Source organism: Thermosynechococcus sp. NK55a (assembly GCF_000505665.1).
Lineage (GTDB): Bacteria > Cyanobacteriota > Cyanobacteriia > Thermosynechococcales > Thermosynechococcaceae > Thermosynechococcus.
Map to the genome: position 1 here is coordinate 1,086,278 of NC_023033.1, position 19,374 is coordinate 1,105,651.

Genomic DNA, 19,374 nt, shown 5'->3' on the forward strand with positions numbered 1-19,374 from the left:
ATCATAGCCAATGATCAAGGCCTTTGGAAAGCCCAATCCACAGTGATTTGGTAGCGTTGTGATCTTGACGCTCGGGGGCGGCCCACCTATTCTCAAACATTCAAAACGGCTGGATGGTGCTGAACCTTGGATATTTCCCGCTTGCGATCGCAATGGCAACAAATTCACGGTGACGAAACCTCGGAAGCCGTTATTGAGGAGCACTTTGTCCGACCGCTGTTGAGTGTGTTGGGGTTTGGCGATCGCGATCGCCTCTCTTCTTTTGATACAGGTATGGGCATTGCCGATGTGGCAGCGCGGTTTCCCCGCGAGAATCAGCCTCCCTTTTCTCAGAGTCCAGTTGACCCCGATTTAATTGTGGAGATTAAAACCCCTGCCCGTCGCTCGCGCAATACCCCCAGTCAAACGGTGGCCTTGAACCTTGAGAATGGTTCTGCCCACCATAGCCGCGCCCTACAACAACTGCGCCAACTTCTCAGGGGCTGCCATTGCCAAGGAACCGCTTGGGGGTTGATCACCAATGCCCGCCATCTTCAGCTTTTTCAACGCCATGGCCACTTGGTCTATCCAGCCACGCCCAACTATGAACTGACGGGCGATCGCCTTGAGAGCATTATCGACGACCTCAAAACCTGCTTGCGATCGCGCCCCCGTGCCACTACTCTCTGCATCTACAATCACAAAGGGGGCGTGGGCAAAACCACGACCACGATTAACTTGGGAGCCACCCTTGCTGTGGCGGATGCGGCCGTTTTACTGATTGACTGTGACCCTCAGGGGGATCTCAGCCGCACTCTTGAGCTAACCCCCACAAGTACGACCCTTGCGGCTTGTCTGCAAAATCCTGATGAGCCGATTACAGCCGCGATTCGCCCCTTTGACTTGCGCCTGCGCACCAGTAGCAGTATTAAATCTGCCCATATTTTTGATGCCATTCCCGCTGGGCCACAACTGCAAAGCATCCTCATTCAGGCAATGCAAACCCAAAATCCACCCATTACCCGCCTGCGGGAACTCCTCGCCCCCTTGCGCGATCGCTACGACTACATTCTCATTGACTGCTCCAGTGCTTGGCTTTTTTTAACTAAGAGCGCCGTATACGCCAGTGACGCCGTTTTGATTCCCACCCGCCACACCGATCTCTCCTCCCTCAACAATGCGGCTCAGGTGATTCACCAATTTCTCTTTAATGAAATCCACACCTTGCGCCGTGAAGGGGGTCCCCTTCCTTTACCCATTTTCTTTAATGGTGCTCCGACAACCGATCAGGCAATGGCGGTTGCCCAGGCAGAAATTGCACGGATTCTCCAGAAACTCCCCCACCTCACCCCCTACTTTTGGCCCCAGTATCAAGCCAGTGACACAAGGGTATTTGCCATTCCTGAATATGCCATCATTTCCCGTGCCGCCTTTGCCCGCGTTCCTGCTGTCTTCAAAGATAAGCGCGTCCTAGGCTTCTATCAGGCATTTGTGCAGACCTATCTTCGCCCCTTAGCTTCTGCCGATGACCTCCCCTAACAGGCAACCTTCCTAAGCGGTGCGGGTCACTGGGGGATTAAAAACCAAGTGCACTGGGTGCTGGATGGGGGGTCCTCGGGGCAAAACGTTTGAGGGTAGGATGGGGCGATGACTGCCTTGCTCGTCTCCTTGCCAGTGTTTGAGTATGCGTTTGCTCTGTAGACAAAGACACAAGGCTTCAAAACTACTGTAATCTTATAGACAAACGAGAGTATTACTGGCAGTGCTATGGGCATCACCATTGAAAATGTTTCTAAGTCCTTTGGCTCCTTTCAAGCGGTCAAGCAAGTGGATTTGGATATTGCCAGTGGCTCTTTGGTGGCGCTGTTGGGGCCTTCGGGTTCTGGTAAATCAACCTTACTGCGACTAATTGCGGGTCTAGAGATGCCCGACACTGGCCGGATTCTCCTCACGGGTAAGGATGCCACCTATCAAAGTGTCCAAGAGCGTAATATTGGCTTCGTCTTTCAGCACTATGCCCTTTTTAAGCACATGACCGTGCGCCAAAATATCGCCTTTGGCCTAGAGCTGCGCAAGGTACCCCGTGCCAAGATCAAAGCGCGGGTGGAGGAATTGCTCGAGTTGGTGCAGTTGGTTGGCTTGGGCGATCGCTACCCCTCTCAGCTCTCCGGCGGGCAACGCCAACGGGTGGCTCTGGCCCGTGCCCTCGCCGTAGAACCTAAAGTGCTGTTGCTCGATGAACCGTTTGCTGCCCTCGATGCCAAAGTGCGCAAGGAACTGCGAGCATGGCTACGCCACCTCCACGATGATGTCCATGTGACAACGGTCTTCGTAACCCACGACCAAGAGGAAGCCATGGAAGTCGCGGATCAAATTGTCGTCATGAACAAAGGGCAAGTGGAGCAGGTGGGCACCCCCGCTGAAATTTACGACCATCCCGCCAGCCCCTTTGTGATGAGCTTTATTGGCCCTGTCAATGTCTTACGCGCTCGCGTCTTCCAGCAAACCCAAGGCACGGCTCCCCACTGCGATATTTTTCTGCGCCCGCGCGACATCATTATTGAAACCAGTCCCAACGGCAACACGGTCTCAGCTCGCATTCACCGCATCATTCACTTGGGCTGGGAAATTCAGGTGGAACTGCGCTTAGACGATGGGCAGGAATTGATGGCACACCTATCGCGAGAGCGATTTGATGAGCTGCACCTTGAACCCCAACAACAGGTCTTTATTAAGCCACGGGAGGCAAAGTCCTTTCCCCTTTACTACAGCATTTAGGCACGAAAAAAAATTAGTCTATCCCTTGAACAAAGGTCACCAGACTTGTTATGCTAACAAAGCGATGCAATGGGGTGTCGCCAAGCGGTAAGGCAGCGGGTTTTGGTCCCGCCATTCGGGGGTTCGAATCCTCCCGCCCCAGTTAGGTTTTAGAAATCAATGGCACAAATATTCCCCTCATTGCTGGCCTTAGATTTTGATGGCGTTCTCTGTAACGGCCTGCGGGAATATTTTCAAACCAGTTGGCGAGTCTATCAGCAGGTGTGGCCTGAGCAGCCCCTTGGGATTTCCCTAGAGAAACTAGAAAGGCAATTTGGTCAATTGCGCGCTGTGATTACGGTGGGGTGGGAGATGCCGCTGCTGTTGCGGGCAATTGTTGAAGGTACCCCTGCTCAAGAGATTCTCCAAGATTGGCCAAAGGTGTGCGATCGCCTGCTGGCTACCTATCATCTCACTGCCGCTGATTTAGGAGCACGAGTGGACGGCCTGCGCGATCGCTGGATTGAAACGGACTGGCAAAGCTGGTTAGCGCTCCATAACTTTTATGACGGTGTCATAGCCGCTGTGCAACACTGGCAGGCCCAAGGGCAAGCCCTCGCCATTGTCACCACCAAGGAGCAGCGCTTTGTCACCTATTTGCTGGAGCAGGCGGGCCTTTCTTTTCCCTCGGAGGCCATCTATGGCAAAGAGCAACAGCAGCCAAAACCTGTGATTCTTCAGGCACTGCAGTCAACCTATGGCGCTCCCCTGTGGTTTGTTGAAGATCGCCTTGGGGCACTACTACAGGTTGCGGCAACATCGGAACTCGAGGAAACAAAACTCTTCTTGGCCACCTGGGGCTATACTACCGCGGGCGATCGCGCCCAGGCTGAGGCACATCCGCGCATCCACCCCCTCAGCCTAGAACAATTTTGCAAATTTCCCCACTGGCTGTCCCCCTAACCCCTTGTCTTTCAAGGTGGTTTTCTCTATACTGAAAAAGCTGTGAAACAGCGCGGGTCGCTAGCTCAGCGGTAGAGCACTCGGCTTTTAACCGATTGGTCTTGGGTTCGAATCCCAGGCGACCCACTAAAACTAACTCTCTAGTAGGCGGCGAAGTTCTGCCATATCGTCATCAATAGATTTAGATTTACTTTGAGACGATGAACTGGTGCGTGGTGCGTCCTGCACTTCAGGAGCAGAGACATTGATATTGATATTCAATTGACTGCTGCCACTGGCGGCCTGGGGTAGCGTCCCCGCGGAGGGGGCATCAGTCAACAGGCCCATTTGCCGCTTCATTTCCAGCAGCTCAAATTCCACGTCCTGCTTGTTAGCACTGCTTTGGAGGGCTTCGAATTTACTTTCGAGCGTATCGCCACTCAGTTCAGCAATAGCTTGGGAGCGGGCCTCCATTTGAAGCACTTTATCTTCCATGCGTTCAAATGCCGCCATCGCATTGGAGGTGCCCACCTTGCTAACCGCTTGATGAATCTGTTCGGAGGCTTTGGCTGCACGAACCCGTGCCTTAAGCATTTCCTTCTTCGTTTTGGCCTCAGAAATTTTGCTTTCAAGGGCCGTCAAGTTGTCCTTAAGGGTTTTCACTTGAGCAGCCATTTGATCCACCTGGGCTTTGAGGGCAATAGCGGTATCTGCGGCAGTTTTCTTGCGGTTCAAGGCTTCGAGAGCCAGTGCTTCATCTCCTCTACTGAGGGCAAGCCGTGCCCGCTCTTCCCACTGCTGGGCATCCTTAAGATTTTGGGTGTACTGTTGTTCGAGTCGTTTTTGGGCGGCAATGGCCTGAGCAACCGCTTGGCGTAACTTCACCAAGTCGGCATTCATATCAATAATCGTTTGCTCGAGAATTTTTTCCGGATCTTCGGCAGCACTCACTAGGGCATTGAGGTTAGAGCGAATTACCATGCCCACACGATCAAGTAAACCCATGCTTCGCCTCGTCAATAACTCGTTGACTCTACTCTAGCGCATGCCCCTCACATCCCCATGATGCAGTAGCCCGAATCCACATAAAGAATTTGGCCAGTGATGCCACTGGCTAGATCACTGGCCAGAAAAGCGGCTGTGTTGCCCACTTCTGTTTGGGTTACCGTGCGCCGCAGGGGAGCCGTGGCTTCCACATGGTGAATCATGTCCAGAATGCCCCCTACAGCTGAGGAGGCTAAGGTGCGAATTGGTCCCGCAGAGATACCATTGACGCGGATATTCAGAGGCCCTAGTTCCGCTGCCAGGTAGCGCACGTTCATTTCTAGGGCTGCCTTAGCAATGCCCATGACGTTGTAGTTTGGCACAACCCGCACCCCCCCCAAATAGGTGAGGGTAATGATTGAACCCCCATGGGTCATCAGCGGTTTGGCGGCACGGCTGAGGGAGATGAGGGAGTAGGCACTAATGTCGAGGGCAAGATGAAAGCCTTCAAGGGAGACTGCTGAAAAGTCACCACTGAGATCTTCTTTTTGGGCAAAGGCCAAACAGTGAATCAAGATATCTAAGCCACCCCATGTGGATTGAATCGCCGCAAAGACGTCGTCAATTTGTTGAGGTTGCTGCACATCTAGCGGCAGGAGCAGCTTGGGAACAAGGGGGGCTGTCAGTTCCTCGACCTTTTGCTTGAGCTTTCCCCGCTCGTCGGGCAGGTACGTCACTGCCAGCTCAGCACCCGCTGCATGGAGCTGTTGGGCAATCCCCCAAGCAATCGAGCGATTATTGGCAATCCCTGTCACAAGGGCACGTTTTCCCGATAGGTCTAGGAGCATAGGTACAGCCAGTGTGAATAACTTAGATTTAACCCTCTGATCCTACCAGAGGGACTGCTGCCTTTATCGCCAGCGCAGGACTTGGGTTTTCAGGGGGTTGACAAATTCCCGTTCCTCTTGGGTGGCCTTTTCATACTCCCGTTTAAGCTGGTAGTACCACTTGGCTTGGTAATCTGCTTCTTTAATGAGCGTCAAGGGTGGCTTGTACTTCAGGCCTTCGCTTTGCTTGGCTACAATGCGCAAATCTTGGTTGAGAAATTCCCGCGCTAGGGGAGCCAGTAGGGGTTTCAGGGGAGCAAGCCAAGGAAATGTCCAGTAGTAGGTGGCGGTGAGTTCAGTTTCCTGATCGTTAATGGGGGTGAGGGTAATCAGAAAACAAAAGGTGTGGCGATCGCTATAGTTAGTTTCAATGCGAATGCCCGGCAGCCGATAGATAATTTCCACCTCAGGGTGGCCACCCAAAATATGGTGTGCCCAAGACTTGCGCAACAGGGGATGACGGCGCATTGTAAAGCCATAGGGCGACGGATCAAAGGTTTTCGCCTTCTCAAAGAGCTTGCCGCGCTTGCGCCACCACCAGGCCCCATGGACAAAGGGCGCATGGGAGGGATCCATAAAGTTAATAAACACCTGATCTAGATGTCCCGGAAAGATGAATTTTTGTACCGCTTGGGGTTGGGTCTCGGCACTAAATCCGGGAACAAGGGGCACCTCTAGGGTGGGCTCGCTGACATTGCGCTCATTGGCCGGGAAAAAAATCCAGAGATTGCCCTGCACCTCGCGCACCGGATAGCTCAACACCCCAAAGTTTTTGAGATCCACATCGCTATCACTCGTCAGGGAGGGAATCAGCGTACAGTGGCCGTGGGCATTAAAGCGCCAGCCGTGGTAGGGGCACTCCACCTCTTCGCCATCAAAGCGACCATAGTGCAGGGGAATGCCACGGTGAGGGCAGAGATTACGCAGGGCAAAGGGCTTGCCTGAAGTGGTACGACAAAATAGGATGGGTTCTCCTAAAAGCACCTTGGCTTGACACCGACCCGGTTTAAGGTCAGCGGCTGGCAGGCCATAGTACCAGATATTGCGCAAAAAGCTACTGCCCTCATGAAGGGAGAATGAAGTGCTGCTGGGTGTCATAACGAGACTCGACCCGATGCTCGGCGGTTATTTTCTAGATTACGCTGGAGCAGCCCTCAAGTCAGTCACATACCGCAGTAAGATGCCCTTCTGGCCGAGGATGAACCCTTGATCGGGACCAAAGAAGAGAATTTTATAAAAGTTGGAGGGGACTTGCTTCACGTCCACATCCTGCTGCCAGGTTTGGCCACCATCTTGGCTACACAGCAGCACGCCGGCACCCCCTGCTAGCCATACTTCGTTGGGTGTGCGATAGGCCAGATCAAGGAAGCCAACACTATTGCGACGCAGAGGACTCAGCAGTTCTCCCCAATTCTCAGAATTCTCTGGATCAGAGAAGGCGATTTTACCCCCATTGACAATCATCCAGAGCCGACCATCAGGGGTAAAGCCCATATTGTGGAGGCGGCGTGAGGTGGTGCGATTATGGGGTTCCCAAGCGGTTTGGCCCGGTTCCCAAGTAGAGTAAAAGCTCCCCCGCGAGGAAACAGCCACATACTCTCCAGAGGGCGAACGGTTGAGGTTGCGCATGACACCAATGGCTTCTTGGACTAATGCTTGCCAGTTTTTGCCACTATCTTTGGTGCGGTAAATTGCCCCCACGTTGGTCATCATTTCCGCAGAGCCATTGCCGAGGGCTTTGATCAGGCGGGGCGAGCCGGGGAGTTTGGGATTGAGGGGAATTTGGCTCCAAGACTGGCCGCCATCGGTTGTGTGCAGCATAATTGGCGGCTCACCGACAATCCAGCCCTCGTTCCCCTGGAAGCTAACGCTGTTGAAGCGATAGTCGGGGTTATCTAAAACCAGCGTGCGCGGTTCCCAGGTTTGACCACCGTCGCGAGTTTCCATTAGCGTGGCATTGGTACCGACTAACCAACCGTGATTACGGTCAATAAAGCTCATGTCAAGAATCGTTGAGGTTGTTGGCAGTTGGATGGCTTCCCAAGGGTTGTAGTCCAAAGCAGGGATAGCAAGGGCAGGGGTGCTCAGGCTCACCCAGAGGAGAACGGTCACTAGTAGCCAATGCAGGAACTTGATTCCTTTCATTTTTTGCCAGTAAATGTCAATTTGTTTAGCGAACATTATAGAAACTCAGTAGAAAAAGAACAGCAAGGGCAAGACCACCAAAAATGAGGATGTTTTTTTGGCCAGGGGTGAGGCGATTCACACCCAAGCCGTAGTTCAGATTCTCCTTGAAGCCCGAGGGGGATCCGACAGGTCCAATGTTGCTAAATTGCTTTTTTGGGGCACTGCACACTGGGCACCGCCAGTTTACGGGGAGATCAGCAAAGGCTGTGCCGGGCGGAATCGAGCGATTCTCGTCTCCCTTTGCTGGTTCATAGATGTAGCCGCAGGCACGGCACTCAAACCGATCTAAGGGCGCAACATCAGGGGTTTCGGCGGTCATACCTCAGAAATTTTTAAGATTTGCGACATACATCTTAATACTACGGGATTTAGGGGCGTTTCTTGTGGGGAGGACAGGGAAGTTTTCAGGGCAATACTGCGCAACTTTTAGACATGTAACGAAAGATCAAAACTTTGCAACATAAATATAAAGAAAAGATTAGGAAAAGTGCCCCTGCCAAAAAGTGATGCCATGATAGGGGTATTCAATTGAGGTCAGCCCATATAGACCTTAACCTTAAATCCCCTTTAATATTCCGTAGAATGCTGGCTTCCATATAACCAAAGGAGGCTGGCATTTTACTTTTGGGGGTAAAATGAGGGCTTGCGCTTTCCACTGATCCTCTGTGACTCCTACATTCTGCTGGCACTATCCACCGCTCCAAGAAGGAATTCTCTGTCGGCGCTATCGGCGATTTTTTGCTGAGATTGAGTTGACCTCTGGCGATCGCATTACGGCCCACTGTCCAAATACAGGCCCAATGACGGGGATTTGCCAAGTAGGTGCCCCCGTTCAAGTCTCCTACCATGCGGATCCCAAGCGCAAGCTGGCCTATACGTGGGAAATGATTTTTGTTGACGGTACGTGGGTAGGGGTGAATACCAGTCTACCCAATCGGGTCATCGCTTCGGCATTGGCGGCAGGCATCCTACCGGAACTGGCTGGCTACGGTACGCAGCAGCGAGAGGTGGTCTATGGTCAGGAGCGCAGCCGCATTGACTTTTACTTAACGGATCATCCTCAACAGCCCTCCGCCTATGTTGAGGTGAAAAATACCACTTGGGCGCAGGGGGGCTTAGCGCTGTTCCCTGATACGGTAACCACCCGAGGTCAAAAGCACTTGCGGGAACTGCAGTGGCTGCGGCAAACCCAGCCGGAGGCCCGTGTCTGTATGCTTTACTTCATTAATCGCGGCGATTGCGATCGCTTTGCGCCCGGAGACAGTGCCGATCCCATCTATGGACAACTCTTGCGCGCTGCCTACAACGAGGGGGTGGAAATTTTGCCCTACCGCTTTGCCATTGAGCCAAGGGGTATTCAGTTCTTGGGAGCTGCCAAGCTGGTGCTCTAGGACATTTGGCTAAGTTCAATCAAATTGCCATCGGGATCTGCGACAAAGATTGCGGCTCGTCCTGAGGCACTGCGCTGCCAGGGGATTTGGGCTGCCACTAGGCGTTGTTCGAGACTGGCTAAATCAGTTACACCAAGGGCAAAGTGGGGGTTACGTCCCCACCGTTGATCTTGACGGGTATCTACCACCTTCTGCGCTTGGATTAGATGAATTTGCACGGCACCGATTTGATACCAGCGGCCGGGAAATTCCAGGGGGCGATCGACGGGGGTAAGACCCAGCAACCCTTCATAGAAGGCAGCAGCTCGCTCTAGATCCGTGACGTTAATGGCAACGTGGAGAAAAACCATCAGGAGTTGGCGGGTTGCGTCACCCCTAAGCGAATTTCCGAGCAGAAGGAAGCCATACTAAAACCACCAAAGCGCTTGAGAATACTGGTGCGCAGACGTAAATTGGGGCTGGCAAACCAGAGGCGCTCTTCGGAATACATGGTTTCGTATTCGGTAATCAATGTCAGGGCACCATCACTGCCCATACTGAAGCGACCCGCAACGGGTGCTTTTTCGGCATAGCCCATTTCCCGCAGAAGCTTGCCTTCCATCCGCGACCCCTGATCCAGGATGGGGACCAGTACCGTTGAGCCTTCGTGCTTCTCGCTATCCCATTCCATTGTGCCGTCCCAGCTAACCCGTGCGCCGCACACTGCCCAAGCAGGATCCATGTCATATTGCTGACACAGGGCAATTACCGCAGGATCATCGACGGACAGTAATTCAATGGTTAACTGAGACTTGCCTGACTCGGTTTGCTTAAAAGCCAAGTGATGACTCGTACGTTGGGAAAACCAGCGGCCAGCACTTTGGGCAAAAAAATCGCGGATGTCCATACCTATGCACACTGCTAATGGGGACAGAATCGATATTTTTAGTCTTTTTTAGGGTACACCGTCTCTTCGATTGCTTCCAAACGATCGCCCCGAGGAAAGGGCACTCAAAAATCAAAAATGTAACAATATGTAAACGAGTTTAAGATTTAAGATAGAAGTTAGGTCGCCCTCATCAATCCCTATGCTGCACTCAAATTTACCTGAGCCTCAACTACTTAAGGTCTTACTGGAGCCGCTACTTGAAGATTTTCAGTACTGGTTCACGCGATCGCGATCGCTCTTGCAGACAGAAGTCATTCCCTTCCTGGAGGTGGCGGAACAGCAGGCACTCCTTGAACGGGTGGAGACAGCCCTCAACGATGTGATTGCTGCCCAAAGCCTCTTTCGGGCAACGGACGGCCAAGTGGGGGTTGATACACAGGTATTAATGCAGTGGCATACGCTCTTGATGGAGTGCTGGCAGGTTGCCCACCACTATCGCTTATCCAAATCTTGTGACGCTTAAACCATTCTCAGCGCTTGGCTCGGAGGTGCTTTCTTCATGTTGCAGTTGATCTACATTGTTGTCTTTACGGTCTTGGCACTACTGGCCATGGCGAATTTGATTCGCAGTTTGTTGACTCTCGGCATTGAGTCACAACGGCAATTTTCACCGCAACGGGTGACCCATCCAGAACTTTTAGATAGCGATGGCCGTGTGATTGATGAACCCCTATTGGTGATGCGCTCTTTGAGCGTCGAGGATGCCCGTGCCCAACTGGATGCGATCTATCGCGAATCCCCCAGCTACGGTGACGACTCCCGTGGAGAAACCCAAGCCTAGATTTTTAGGCACCTATGGGCAGTTCCCCAGCCGCTGGCTTCCGGGGGATGCAACGGCGGCGGCTAGCTGTGGCTCTTTTGGCCACTGGATGGGGGGCAAGATCCCCGATCGCCAGCACCCCTAGCAGGTATCCCAAGCAACATTGGCAACTGTGCACTGGCGATTGCGCCAAAGTGAGAGCTAGATCAAGCTATCGTTTTGCGGAGCATTTGCCTTTAGGGAACCATTGGCCTGCCAGCGGACTTCCCCCACTTCGCCAACGACAAAATAGGGAATTTTTTTCTGCTTTAAGTAGCTGGCGATCGCCGGATCAAGGCTATTCCAACTAAGAATGACACTGCGCGGCTTGACAATCTCAAAGAGGCGTGGCGTTAATTTTCGCCCCCACCACCAGAGAACCTGCGGCGGTTCCACGGGCGTGACGGCCAGCCAATCCGTTTGCGCGGCATCCCGACTCGGATCAGTGACAAAGAGCCACTGAGTGTTGCCCATCTCCAAGGTCAAGATGGCTGGATCCGCCCGCAGGACAGTAATTTTCACCTGACCCAGTTGAACAGGTTGCCGCAGGGGGAGGGGTTGATAGGAGACCTTGAGGGTAGTCAACATTTCCCGGTACGCAGGATCACTTTTGGCCGTTGGCACATCCGTAAATTGGCGAATGGGGGTAATCCCATGAATGTCACGCCAGCCCTGCTGTTGACGGTACTGGCGATCGCTGGCCACCGCCCAATCAATGCGGTTAATGCCCTCTTGAGCCAGAAAGGCCGCCAGCCCTTGGGCATCGCCACTGTTGATCACCACGGTACCTGCCGGTTGCTGAATCACCAGGGTGGGAACCCGCGTATTGGCCAGAACAGTGGCCTGGAACAGGGTGGTTTGGCGGAAAATAAACGGCACAAGGACAAGGGTGACGCCCAGTGTAAACAGCAACAGCCAGCGCCGCCGCCAGGGGGGACTCAACCACACCAGTAGCATCAGACCATAGAGGACAATGACCTGTAGCCAACCCAAGCTGCCAAGGGCAATCACGGCTCCTGGCCAGTGGCCGATGGTTTCAATTAGCCACAGTAGCAAGGCCGTGGGGTAGTAGAGCAGCCCGGCTAGGGCAGAGCCGAGGGGGGGAAGGATGAAACCGACCGTTGCACTGATAAAACCGCCAACGGTCAACAAAATCAGGAAAGGATTGGCAATCACATTGGCGGGCAGACCATAAACAGGGAAAATGCCAAAGATAGCGAGGGACAGAGGAAGTACCCAGAGGGTGGCCGCTAAGGGTGTAGCAAGGGAGTTGCGCAAGGGTGTCGGCAGCCAATGGAGGCGATCGCTGATGGGTTGGGCGCTGACAATTAAGCCCAAAGTGGCGAGGAAGCTCAATTGAAAGCCAATGTCCTCAATCCAAAGGGGGTTGTAGATCAGCATGGCGGTGGCGATCGCCAGCAAAATGACAAGGGGTTGCCCCTTTTGACCATTCACTAAAGCCACTAACCCCGCCAAGCCCATTAGCACAGCGCGCATTGCGGAGGGGGCAAACCCACTTAAACAGACAAAGATCACCAAAACCCCAGCCCCCAAGCCATAGCGCCACTGCTGTGGCAAGAAACGCGCCACCGCCAAGACCACCGCTAGCAAAATGGCCGTATGAAACCCAGAGGCCGCTAGGGCATGGGAAAGCCCCACTCGCTGAAAGCTGTCGCGCACCTCAAAGGGAATTGCCACCGCACGGTTCCCCAGCACCATTGCCGAGACCACCGCCCCATAGCGATCGCCCAATCCTTGGGCATGGACTTGGACAATTCGCTGCCGCAGTGCCCATAACCCCCAGGGTGATCCCTGATCCAAAATCGTGACCTTACGGGCCGCTAAGCCCGCAAAGGTGTGCTGCAACTGAAGCTGCCGCCGAAAGTTAAAGGCACGAAAAAACTGACTACCCCCACTGCGGGGAAGATAGAGCCGTCCCGCAAGCCGAATCCGTTGGCTGGGATGCAGCATTGCCCCTTGCTGTGCTGGAACAGTGACGTACAGACGGCCGCTTGCCCGCCCTTGGAGCACACCACTTTTAGCAGCTTCCCCACTCAGATTTTCATAGCGCTCCACCCCTAGAAAAAAGCGTAGTCGCCCAGCGCGATTGGGCAAGGGTGTGGTTTCAACACGACCCTCGACAAGCACCGTTGGCGCTAGATTCAGTGCCTCAAGACGCGGCACCAAACTGCTGATGTCATTCACCCCGGGCTGGGGGGTGCGCAGCCATACATAGAGCGTTGCCAAGAGGGCAACCACGGTAGCGATCGCAAAACTTTGACTCGCAGGCAGTCGCAGCCAAACCTTACCCCCCCAACGGCGCCCCCCGTAGAGCATCCCCCCTAGGGCCAAGATCCCCAGCCACCCCCCCTGAAAGAGACTGAAAAGACACCCCGTAATAAAGGCGATCGCCCAGAGAATCCCATCCGCCTTGGTAATGTTGAACATAGCCTTGTCGGGGTTGGCGTCCAGTGGAAGTACTTAGGAGAAACTCTAAGACGGCACCCTACTTTAAGAAACTTTAGGGACGGAGTTTTAGAGCCAATTCAGACTTTAGCCTATGTCATGCCGACCCTAAGGGGCACCCGCATCTTTTTTCGGCGTCAATGGTCACCTCTTCAGGACGGCAGCGCACCACACTAACCTCAAGCCCCTCTGCTCCCTCAGCCTTCAAGTCCTCAATGTAGCCATCCTTCTCTTTTTCGGCCTCCATGGATGTCAGAAAAGGGCCAAAGTAGTACGTGCAGGGGGGGGTCTTCGTCTCTATCTTGACCCACCATGCCAGACCCATTCCATTGAGGAGATCGGCGAGCCAGCTTGTAAAACCTGTATTATTATCGCTAAGCATTGACAGTATTCCTCCAAGACTTGCCAAATTGCCCCAACCCATCTATATATCTCTGGGTTTGCTCTCTATTTGTGTATAACTGATCCCCCCCTAAATGTGTATGGCGAAAATTCCAAACCATCAATTGTCACATTTATTTACATCAAAACTCCCCAGGAGGACAAGATCGCCAAGATCACCGATTCAACCCTGACGCTGCAGGTAAACACAGTGCCGTTGGGCATGACTCAAGGGAGTAGTAAATCCCTGAATGTCTAGTCGTCGACTGCGGTATCGCGGCAAGAGAGTCTCTAGATGCTGGGTATCCTCGTCGCTCCACTGGCCTCGGTACAGGACTAAAATGCCCCCCGAGCGCAACAGGGGCAAGCCATAGGCACAACAACGAGCGACATCACCGACAGCTCGAATCAAGGCCAAATCATAACGGCGCTCATGGGACTCTGCCCGCCCCCATTCTGGATAAATGTTGGCCAAACCAACCGCTGAATCCAGAGAGTGCAAAAATTTGACTTTCTTTTGGGTTGCTTCAAGGAGCGTCACTGACCAATCGGGGCGGGCGATCGCCACCGGTACCCCTGGAAAACCACCGCCACTGCCAATATCAATGACCCGTTGAATCTTGGTTCCCCACAACGTTTCCCCAGTGGGCTGAAGCCACGGCAAAATCCCCCGCAACGAATCCCAGAGGTGCTTCTCCCAGAAATCGGGGACTGCCGTAATCCGCGTCAGGTTCATCCCTTGGTTGGCTGCAAGGATAGCCCCATAGAACCTTTGGAACTGTTCCTGCTGTTGGGGGGTGGGTTGCCACTGGAGTGTCTCCTGCCAAGGGAATTGCTCAAGCAATAACGTGCTAGGGTTCGTCATCACCACTACTGGGCAACTCTTTCTTTGCAGTGAGCACCTCCCACGCGGCTTTGAGTCGCTCCTCAAAATCCTTGACATGGCTAGAGACGGTATCAGCATTCGACTTCAGCTCTGCGATCGCCGTTTCAAGAGCTTTTTGGACATCCGCGGGCAGGGCTTTGAGTTGCGCAGTTGCAAAGCGTTGCAGAGCAGCAAGGAGAGCTTTTGCCGCTTCGGTGACTTCCTCTGGACTGACGGCTTCTGTTTCAGGTTCAGGAGTCGGGGCCTCTGGTGGCGAAACTTGTTCTTCAGACATAGGACAATGCTCCCAGGTAAGTACTCAACAAGCTTAGCAATTCTTTTGCGTACCCCAGAAAAGGGCTGTACCCCTACCTTAGCAGATGGCTTTTTTGATTTTCAGGGTGCCCTAGCTTTCTAAAGATTTCTCTAAAGATTAAAGTAAAACCCTGCCCCGTTGGACAGGGAAAATATCAAAGTACTAGAAGCTAAAGGTTGTCCGGATTACGCCGAGGACGATTGGGGCATTGTTACTGTTGCTGTTGGGGTTGACCAAAGCAATGACCCCCGGCGTGATTGAAATATTCCGTGAAATAGGAATGCGGTACACTCCCTCAATATGGTAAGAGTTAAAGGTTGCAGGGGGGGCACCGCCTACATTCCGAACGCTAATGGTTTGGGGGGGTTGACCGACAATCAAACCAAGAACATCGCCCTTGCGCCAGACGTCCGGTACTCCAAAGGTGGCTGCCCAGTTCAAAACCTCTGCTTCTGGTCGTGGTGGTGCAAAGTTTTGCACTTGATAGACATTGGAATAGCCCACCCAGCCAGCGATATTGAACTTTGGAATCAGGCGATAGGTAAACTGAAAGCCAAAGTTATCGGCTGCTGCATTGGCATTATTACCAATGGGGTTATCAGCAGATCCAGGAAAACCATTGCTTCCTGTGCCGCCGGCAACCCCAGTACCAAAGGAGCGCACATAGGTAAATCCTAGGGCTAAGTTTTTTGTGGGACGCCAATCTAATTGAGCCAGAGCTGCGTAGGCTCCCCCAATCAAACCATTGGTATTTGGGGCATTCGGGGTGGGATTGTTGGCATTGGGTGCTTGATAACCAAGATTCAGGACGAGGTTTGTCCCCCGCTGTTTATTTTCAAGGAGTGTGTAACGCAGGGTTAGACCGGCGCTGTTGCCACCGCCAAAGCGATAGAGGGGGTTAAAGCGACCGAAACGGCTAATGGCTCCCGTTTCATCGGACTGCAAAAGGGGGTTAAAAGTGAAGACATTCTTATCAAAGTTCCCCGCGGCTGCGTCAAAGGCAAGGAATAGGCGATTGGTCAGAGGGGTGCGGTAATAGAGGTCATCAATGGCAAATTGGCCAGCAGTGTTGGTATCGTAGCCAAGACGCGCCATATTGGTGAGTGTAACCGCATTGTAGTTAGGCATATTGGCGGCCTGAAGGCGCACCCGCAGGACATCTTTGCCATAGAAGCTGGTGTCAAAGTTTAGCCGAGCGCGGTAGGTGGCAACGGTATTGTCGTCAATGGTCGGTCCCCGTCCGGGAGCCGGCAAGGCCCGGGTGCCCGTGAGGACATCCGAGACATTGAAGATGACCGAAGCACGAAGTTTCGTTGCGGTTGCAAATTGCCGTGCTTCCAACTGAGCAGTGCGAGCCTCTAGCCTATCTACCCGACCGCGCAGGGTCGCCAATTCAGCCTTGAACTCATCCATCAGGCGCCGCAGGGTGGCGAGGTCTTCCTTGGTGGCAAAGCGATCGCTGATCACGTCCAAGCAGGCGTTCAAAGCCGCAGCCATTTCATAACGGGTGGCTGCCCGATTACCCCGGAAAGTGCCATCGGGATAGCCGGCAATACAGCCGTATTTCTCTACCAGTGACGCCAAGGCTTGATAGGCCCAGTCGGTGGGGCTGACATCCGAAAGTTGATTGACCGAGGTCACTTGGGGCATTGTCCGCTGCCTTTCCAAAGACTGGTCGGGGGCAGGAAGTCGCGGAGCCTGCGCCTCTAAGTCCGCTACTGCTGGCACTTGTGCCACTTGAAAGGGTGATTTTACTGCATGAGTTGCTTGTTGCAACTTATAGTCAAAAAATTCAGAGGCGCTCCTATCACCCCTATGGGATACATCTTGCAATTGATTCGCAGCTAGTGTTGCTGACATTCCCCAGGCGGGAGCCAAAACTAACCCCAGCCAGATCAGGATCGATCTCGCCATCATTCACTCCTTAATAATGATCAAAGTACCTGCAAGCCTCTATTTATAAAATTTCCAAGGGCAATCGGGCGATCGCCCGCCGAAATTTTGAAGGGACAACCATCATCTGCCCCCTAGAAAAAGCCAGGAGTAGATTCGCAATAAGCTCATTGAGGCTGAACAGAGGAAAACGGTTTCTTTACTTTGTTTATCTTGAACTATTTGCAAATAAAAGTCAAGTAATTTCTGCGAATTCTATACAGCCCCAACGCTACTGTAAGCTTGATATGCTCTTTAGTAGTCCCGTAAGTCACTGCTGTGATGTCCTACTCGCTGCGTGTTGCTGATCTGCCCGTCGGCGATCGCCCCCGTGAAAAGCTGCTCAGCCAAGGCGCCCGCTACCTGAGTTCGGCAGAATTGTTGGCGATTTTACTGGGAACCGGTCAAGGGGCAGGCAAGCTTTCAGCCGTCGGCTTGGGGCAGTTTATTCTCAAACAGTTGGGGGAGCGCAGCGGTGACAGTGCTGATGCTGTCAGCGCCTTGCGGGACATTACCCCAGAGGAATTAATGGCGATTCCTGGGGTTGGCCCCGCCAAAGCCACCACGATCCTAGCCGCCGTTGAACTGGGGAAGCGGGTCTTTCAGTCGCGACCCGGAGAGCAGACCATCATTGACAGTCCTGCCCTGGCCGCTGCTGTCCTTGGTGCTGATCTCATGTGGCAACCCACGGAACGGTTTGCGGTTCTCCTGCTGGATGTGCGCCATCGCGTGTTGGGATCCCATGTGATTACAGTGGGCACGGCCACCGAAACCCTTGCCCATCCCCGCGAAATTTTTCGGGAAGCCGTGCGCCGCAATGCTAGCCGCCTAATTATTGCCCACAACCATCCCTCCGGCAATCTCTCTCCCAGTCAAGCAGATCTGGACTTGACAAAACAAATTCTACGAGCGGGACAGCTCATGGAAATTCCAGTGCTTGACCATTTGATTCTCGGGAATGGGGATTACCAAAGTCTGCGGGAGATGACCTCCCTCTGGCAAGAGGTGCCCCAAGGGGAGGGCAGTGCCTAATCCTCATCCGGTTCATTTTCCAGCAGCGCTTTTGCCTCTAGGAGTTGCTCTTTGTGGGCCTCACTGACAATTGGGTAATGTAGGTTCAGACTCGCCAATTTTTGATAAATAAAGTGAGCCACCATCAGCCGCGCAAACCACTTGTGATTGGCGGGAATAATGTGCCAGGGTGCCCATTTGGTACTAGTGTGGCGAAAGACATCGGCATAGGCTGCTCGATAGTCCTCCCAGTGGGCGCGATCGCGCACGTCATCAATGGAAAATTTCCAGTTCTTTTCCGGACGGCTAATACGCTCCAAAAAGCGTTTCTTTTGCTCTGCTTTGGAGATATTCAGGAAAAACTTGAGGATGAGAATGCCATTGCGTGTTAAGTAACGTTCGTAGTTATTAATATCCTCAAAGCGCTCTTTCCAGATGTGCTTGGTCTTGGTTTCGGGAGGCAGTTGCTGGCGATTGAGCCAATCGGGGTGTACGCGCACCACAAGGACTTCTTCGTAATAGGAGCGATTAAAAATACCAATACAGCCTCGCTCGGGCAAGGCACGATTCGCTCGCCACAAAAAGTCATGATCCAACTCCTCGGCACTGGGTGCCTTAAAGCTATAGACGCGGCAGCCTTGGGGGTTAATGCCACTCATGACGTGTTTGATCGTGCTGTCTTTGCCCGCTGCATCCATCGCTTGGAAAATAATCAGCAGCGCATAGATATTCTGGGCATAGAGAACATCTTGGTAGGCCGCTAGCTTCTTGATGCCAGCAACAAGGAGTTCTTGGGCTTCGACTTTGCTTTTGAGGCCAGCGGTGTCCGCAGGATCATAGTCCTTCCAGTGAAATTTCCCCCCCGCGCGAACAATATAGCGATCGGGGTTAATTGGGTCGAGAAAATCTTGAGGAATCATGATCAAGGGGAGATACAGCAGAAGTGTATCCTAGCCTACATTATCCCATTGCAGAACAATCAAAAGATTCCACCTTGCCGGCTATCTTTAACAAATTGTATAAGGCAGGGGCAAAACAGAATTCTGTTTGTATGCTGTATCAGTAGGCGAGCGATCGCCCTCCATCGAATCATTTCCTGTCGTTTGCGTTTTGGACAGCCACGGTGGCTCCGATTAAACCTCACAAACTGGATCTGGATGCCAGTTACCCCTGCCCCTGTCGCCGCCAGGGGGAGTTGGTGCCGATTGCCCTCACAGAAGCGTTTGGCTGTCGGCGCTGTCAGCAAATTTTTGTTGTGCGTCCCGATGGCTATTCCATTGAGCAGTTGGCAACCACCTATCCCTACAAACGGGCGTGGTATTGGACGGGCTTGCAGTGGAATCAGTTGCAGCGGGGCTTCTCAGAAAGCTACTGGTATTTCGCCATCGGTCTGAGCTTCTTTTTATTGATGCCTATTCTCCTCTGGCTACCCTTACTTCTACAATTGTCCTTAAAGCCTGAAGGGTTGCTATGGGTGATTGCCTCCCTGCTGATTGCACTCACGCCAGCATTTCTAGTCTGGATTGCCCTCTCCCGTCATTGAAGGCGC

21 protein-coding genes and 2 tRNA genes are annotated in these 19,374 nt (G+C 53.1%); 10 read left to right on the forward strand and 13 right to left on the reverse strand.

The features are described from left to right. The first annotated feature begins 126 nt into the window (after positions 1 to 126). The 5 genes from NK55_RS05205 (at position 127) to NK55_RS05225 (ending at position 3,825) form a co-directional block, all read left to right on the forward strand. Positions 127 to 1,518 carry a ParA family protein gene (locus tag NK55_RS05205; RefSeq protein ID WP_024124737.1) on the forward strand — a complete coding sequence of 464 codons (1,392 nt, stop codon included), beginning with the start codon at positions 127 to 129 and terminating at the stop codon, positions 1,516 to 1,518. 228 nt (positions 1,519 to 1,746) lie between these two features. Beyond that, positions 1,747 to 2,757, forward strand: coding sequence for a sulfate/molybdate ABC transporter ATP-binding protein (locus tag NK55_RS05210; RefSeq protein WP_024124738.1), 1,011 nt, complete (start codon positions 1,747 to 1,749; stop codon positions 2,755 to 2,757). A 70-nt stretch (positions 2,758 to 2,827) separates the two neighbouring features. Then, a tRNA-Gln gene (locus NK55_RS05215) sits at positions 2,828 to 2,899 on the forward strand. A gap of 17 nt (positions 2,900 to 2,916) precedes the next feature. Beyond that, positions 2,917 to 3,699 carry an HAD family hydrolase gene (locus tag NK55_RS05220; protein ID WP_024124739.1) on the forward strand — a complete coding sequence of 261 codons (783 nt, stop codon included), beginning with the start codon at positions 2,917 to 2,919 and terminating at the stop codon, positions 3,697 to 3,699. Between the two features lie 54 nt (positions 3,700 to 3,753). Beyond that, positions 3,754 to 3,825 (forward strand) — tRNA-Lys (locus NK55_RS05225). 6 nt (positions 3,826 to 3,831) lie between these two features. On the opposite strand, the gene NK55_RS05230 is transcribed toward NK55_RS05225, so the two are convergent. The 5 genes from NK55_RS05230 to NK55_RS05250 form a co-directional block, all read right to left on the reverse strand. Then, positions 3,832 to 4,683: a PspA/IM30 family protein gene (locus NK55_RS05230; protein WP_041429084.1), complete on the reverse strand. Its 852-nt coding sequence runs from the start codon at positions 4,681 to 4,683 to the stop codon at positions 3,832 to 3,834. A 47-nt stretch (positions 4,684 to 4,730) separates the two neighbouring features. Then, positions 4,731 to 5,510 carry an enoyl-ACP reductase FabI gene (gene fabI, locus NK55_RS05235; RefSeq protein WP_024124741.1) on the reverse strand — a complete coding sequence of 260 codons (780 nt, stop codon included), beginning with the start codon at positions 5,508 to 5,510 and terminating at the stop codon, positions 4,731 to 4,733. Positions 5,511 to 5,573: 63 nt separating this feature from the next. Next, a complete protein-coding gene (locus NK55_RS05240; RefSeq protein ID WP_024124742.1) occupies positions 5,574 to 6,647 on the reverse strand; it encodes an aromatic ring-hydroxylating dioxygenase subunit alpha in 1,074 nt (357 codons plus the stop codon). 39 nt (positions 6,648 to 6,686) lie between these two features. Continuing rightward, complete coding sequence (locus NK55_RS05245; protein ID WP_041429592.1) at positions 6,687 to 7,694, reverse strand: photosynthesis system II assembly factor Ycf48; 1,008 nt, start codon at positions 7,692 to 7,694, stop codon at positions 6,687 to 6,689. A 25-nt stretch (positions 7,695 to 7,719) separates the two neighbouring features. Continuing rightward, positions 7,720 to 8,055: a rubredoxin gene (locus NK55_RS05250; protein ID WP_024124744.1), complete on the reverse strand. Its 336-nt coding sequence runs from the start codon at positions 8,053 to 8,055 to the stop codon at positions 7,720 to 7,722. A gap of 346 nt (positions 8,056 to 8,401) precedes the next feature. On the opposite strand from NK55_RS05250, the gene sfsA reads away from it, so the two are divergent. Beyond that, complete coding sequence (gene sfsA / locus NK55_RS05255; RefSeq protein WP_024124745.1) at positions 8,402 to 9,127, forward strand: DNA/RNA nuclease SfsA; 726 nt, start codon at positions 8,402 to 8,404, stop codon at positions 9,125 to 9,127. Here the strand turns inward: sfsA and NK55_RS05260 are convergent. Both NK55_RS05260 and NK55_RS05265 read right to left on the reverse strand, forming a co-directional pair. Continuing rightward, on the reverse strand, positions 9,124 to 9,477 hold the full coding sequence (locus NK55_RS05260; RefSeq protein ID WP_024124746.1) for a VOC family protein: 354 nt from the start codon (positions 9,475 to 9,477) through the stop codon (positions 9,124 to 9,126). The genes sfsA and NK55_RS05260 overlap by 4 nt on opposite strands. Continuing rightward, a complete protein-coding gene (locus tag NK55_RS05265) occupies positions 9,477 to 10,013 on the reverse strand; it encodes a phycobiliprotein lyase (protein ID WP_024124747.1) in 537 nt (178 codons plus the stop codon). The genes NK55_RS05260 and NK55_RS05265 overlap by 1 nt, the downstream gene beginning before the upstream one ends. A 181-nt stretch (positions 10,014 to 10,194) precedes the next feature. Between NK55_RS05265 and NK55_RS05270 the strand changes: the two genes are divergently transcribed. After that, positions 10,195 to 10,518: a DUF2605 domain-containing protein gene (locus NK55_RS05270; RefSeq protein WP_024124748.1), complete on the forward strand. Its 324-nt coding sequence runs from the start codon at positions 10,195 to 10,197 to the stop codon at positions 10,516 to 10,518. A 36-nt stretch (positions 10,519 to 10,554) separates the two neighbouring features. After that, positions 10,555 to 10,836, forward strand: a complete 282-nt coding sequence (locus tag NK55_RS05275; protein ID WP_024124749.1) for a DUF2973 domain-containing protein — start codon at positions 10,555 to 10,557, stop codon at positions 10,834 to 10,836. Positions 10,837 to 11,016: 180 nt separating this feature from the next. Here NK55_RS05275 and NK55_RS05280 read toward each other — a convergent pair whose 3' ends face one another. The 5 genes from NK55_RS05280 to NK55_RS05300 form a co-directional block, all read right to left on the reverse strand. Continuing rightward, positions 11,017 to 13,302: a ComEC/Rec2 family competence protein gene (locus NK55_RS05280; protein WP_024124750.1), complete on the reverse strand. Its 2,286-nt coding sequence runs from the start codon at positions 13,300 to 13,302 to the stop codon at positions 11,017 to 11,019. Between the two features lie 115 nt (positions 13,303 to 13,417). Next, positions 13,418 to 13,702: a DUF1816 domain-containing protein gene (locus tag NK55_RS05285; protein WP_024124751.1), complete on the reverse strand. Its 285-nt coding sequence runs from the start codon at positions 13,700 to 13,702 to the stop codon at positions 13,418 to 13,420. Positions 13,703 to 13,885: 183 nt separating this feature from the next. After that, on the reverse strand, positions 13,886 to 14,566 hold the full coding sequence (rsmG, locus tag NK55_RS05290) for a 16S rRNA (guanine(527)-N(7))-methyltransferase RsmG (protein ID WP_041429085.1): 681 nt from the start codon (positions 14,564 to 14,566) through the stop codon (positions 13,886 to 13,888). Beyond that, on the reverse strand, positions 14,553 to 14,861 hold the full coding sequence (locus NK55_RS05295; RefSeq protein ID WP_024124753.1) for a hypothetical protein: 309 nt from the start codon (positions 14,859 to 14,861) through the stop codon (positions 14,553 to 14,555). Before NK55_RS05295 ends, rsmG begins: the two co-directional genes overlap by 14 nt. Before the next feature lie 183 nt (positions 14,862 to 15,044). After that, positions 15,045 to 16,619 carry an iron uptake porin gene (locus NK55_RS05300; RefSeq protein WP_041429593.1) on the reverse strand — a complete coding sequence of 525 codons (1,575 nt, stop codon included), beginning with the start codon at positions 16,617 to 16,619 and terminating at the stop codon, positions 15,045 to 15,047. A 477-nt stretch (positions 16,620 to 17,096) separates the two neighbouring features. On the opposite strand from NK55_RS05300, the gene radC reads away from it, so the two are divergent. Then, positions 17,097 to 17,846: a DNA repair protein RadC gene (gene radC / locus NK55_RS05305; protein ID WP_024124755.1), complete on the forward strand. Its 750-nt coding sequence runs from the start codon at positions 17,097 to 17,099 to the stop codon at positions 17,844 to 17,846. On the opposite strand, the gene NK55_RS05310 is transcribed toward radC, so the two are convergent. Further along, entirely contained in the window at positions 17,843 to 18,745 is a 903-nt protein-coding gene (locus tag NK55_RS05310) for a polyphosphate kinase 2 family protein (protein ID WP_024124756.1), read from the reverse strand. The two genes, radC and NK55_RS05310, sit on opposite strands and share 4 nt — an antisense overlap. A 203-nt stretch (positions 18,746 to 18,948) precedes the next feature. Between NK55_RS05310 and NK55_RS05315 the strand changes: the two genes are divergently transcribed. Further along, positions 18,949 to 19,368 (forward strand): hypothetical protein, encoded by a 420-nt coding sequence (locus tag NK55_RS05315; protein ID WP_024124757.1) that lies wholly within the window; start codon positions 18,949 to 18,951, stop codon positions 19,366 to 19,368. The last annotated feature ends 6 nt before the right edge of the window (positions 19,369 to 19,374 follow it).

What these genes read in the sequence shown, in the direction of transcription:
- NK55_RS05210 (WP_024124738.1), top strand. Translation starts at nt 1,747, where the DNA reads ATGGGCATCACCATTGAAAATGTTTCTAAGTCCTTTGGCTCCTTTCAA.
- NK55_RS05220 (WP_024124739.1), top strand. Translation starts at nt 2,917, where the DNA reads ATGGCACAAATATTCCCCTCATTGCTGGCCTTAGATTTTGATGGCGTT.
- NK55_RS05230 (WP_041429084.1), bottom strand. Translation starts at nt 4,683, where the DNA reads ATGGGTTTACTTGATCGTGTGGGCATGGTAATTCGCTCTAACCTCAAT.
- fabI (WP_024124741.1), bottom strand. Translation starts at nt 5,510, where the DNA reads ATGCTCCTAGACCTATCGGGAAAACGTGCCCTTGTGACAGGGATTGCC.
- NK55_RS05240 (WP_024124742.1), bottom strand. Translation starts at nt 6,647, where the DNA reads ATGACACCCAGCAGCACTTCATTCTCCCTTCATGAGGGCAGTAGCTTT.
- NK55_RS05245 (WP_041429592.1), bottom strand. Translation starts at nt 7,694, where the DNA reads ATGAAAGGAATCAAGTTCCTGCATTGGCTACTAGTGACCGTTCTCCTC.
- NK55_RS05250 (WP_024124744.1), bottom strand. Translation starts at nt 8,055, where the DNA reads ATGACCGCCGAAACCCCTGATGTTGCGCCCTTAGATCGGTTTGAGTGC.
- NK55_RS05260 (WP_024124746.1), bottom strand. Translation starts at nt 9,477, where the DNA reads ATGGTTTTTCTCCACGTTGCCATTAACGTCACGGATCTAGAGCGAGCT.
- NK55_RS05265 (WP_024124747.1), bottom strand. Translation starts at nt 10,013, where the DNA reads ATGGACATCCGCGATTTTTTTGCCCAAAGTGCTGGCCGCTGGTTTTCC.
- NK55_RS05270 (WP_024124748.1), top strand. Translation starts at nt 10,195, where the DNA reads ATGCTGCACTCAAATTTACCTGAGCCTCAACTACTTAAGGTCTTACTG.
- NK55_RS05275 (WP_024124749.1), top strand. Translation starts at nt 10,555, where the DNA reads ATGTTGCAGTTGATCTACATTGTTGTCTTTACGGTCTTGGCACTACTG.
- NK55_RS05280 (WP_024124750.1), bottom strand. Translation starts at nt 13,302, where the DNA reads ATGTTCAACATTACCAAGGCGGATGGGATTCTCTGGGCGATCGCCTTT.
- NK55_RS05285 (WP_024124751.1), bottom strand. Translation starts at nt 13,702, where the DNA reads ATGCTTAGCGATAATAATACAGGTTTTACAAGCTGGCTCGCCGATCTC.
- rsmG (WP_041429085.1), bottom strand. Translation starts at nt 14,566, where the DNA reads ATGACGAACCCTAGCACGTTATTGCTTGAGCAATTCCCTTGGCAGGAG.
- NK55_RS05295 (WP_024124753.1), bottom strand. Translation starts at nt 14,861, where the DNA reads ATGTCTGAAGAACAAGTTTCGCCACCAGAGGCCCCGACTCCTGAACCT.
- radC (WP_024124755.1), top strand. Translation starts at nt 17,097, where the DNA reads ATGTCCTACTCGCTGCGTGTTGCTGATCTGCCCGTCGGCGATCGCCCC.
- NK55_RS05310 (WP_024124756.1), bottom strand. Translation starts at nt 18,745, where the DNA reads ATGATTCCTCAAGATTTTCTCGACCCAATTAACCCCGATCGCTATATT.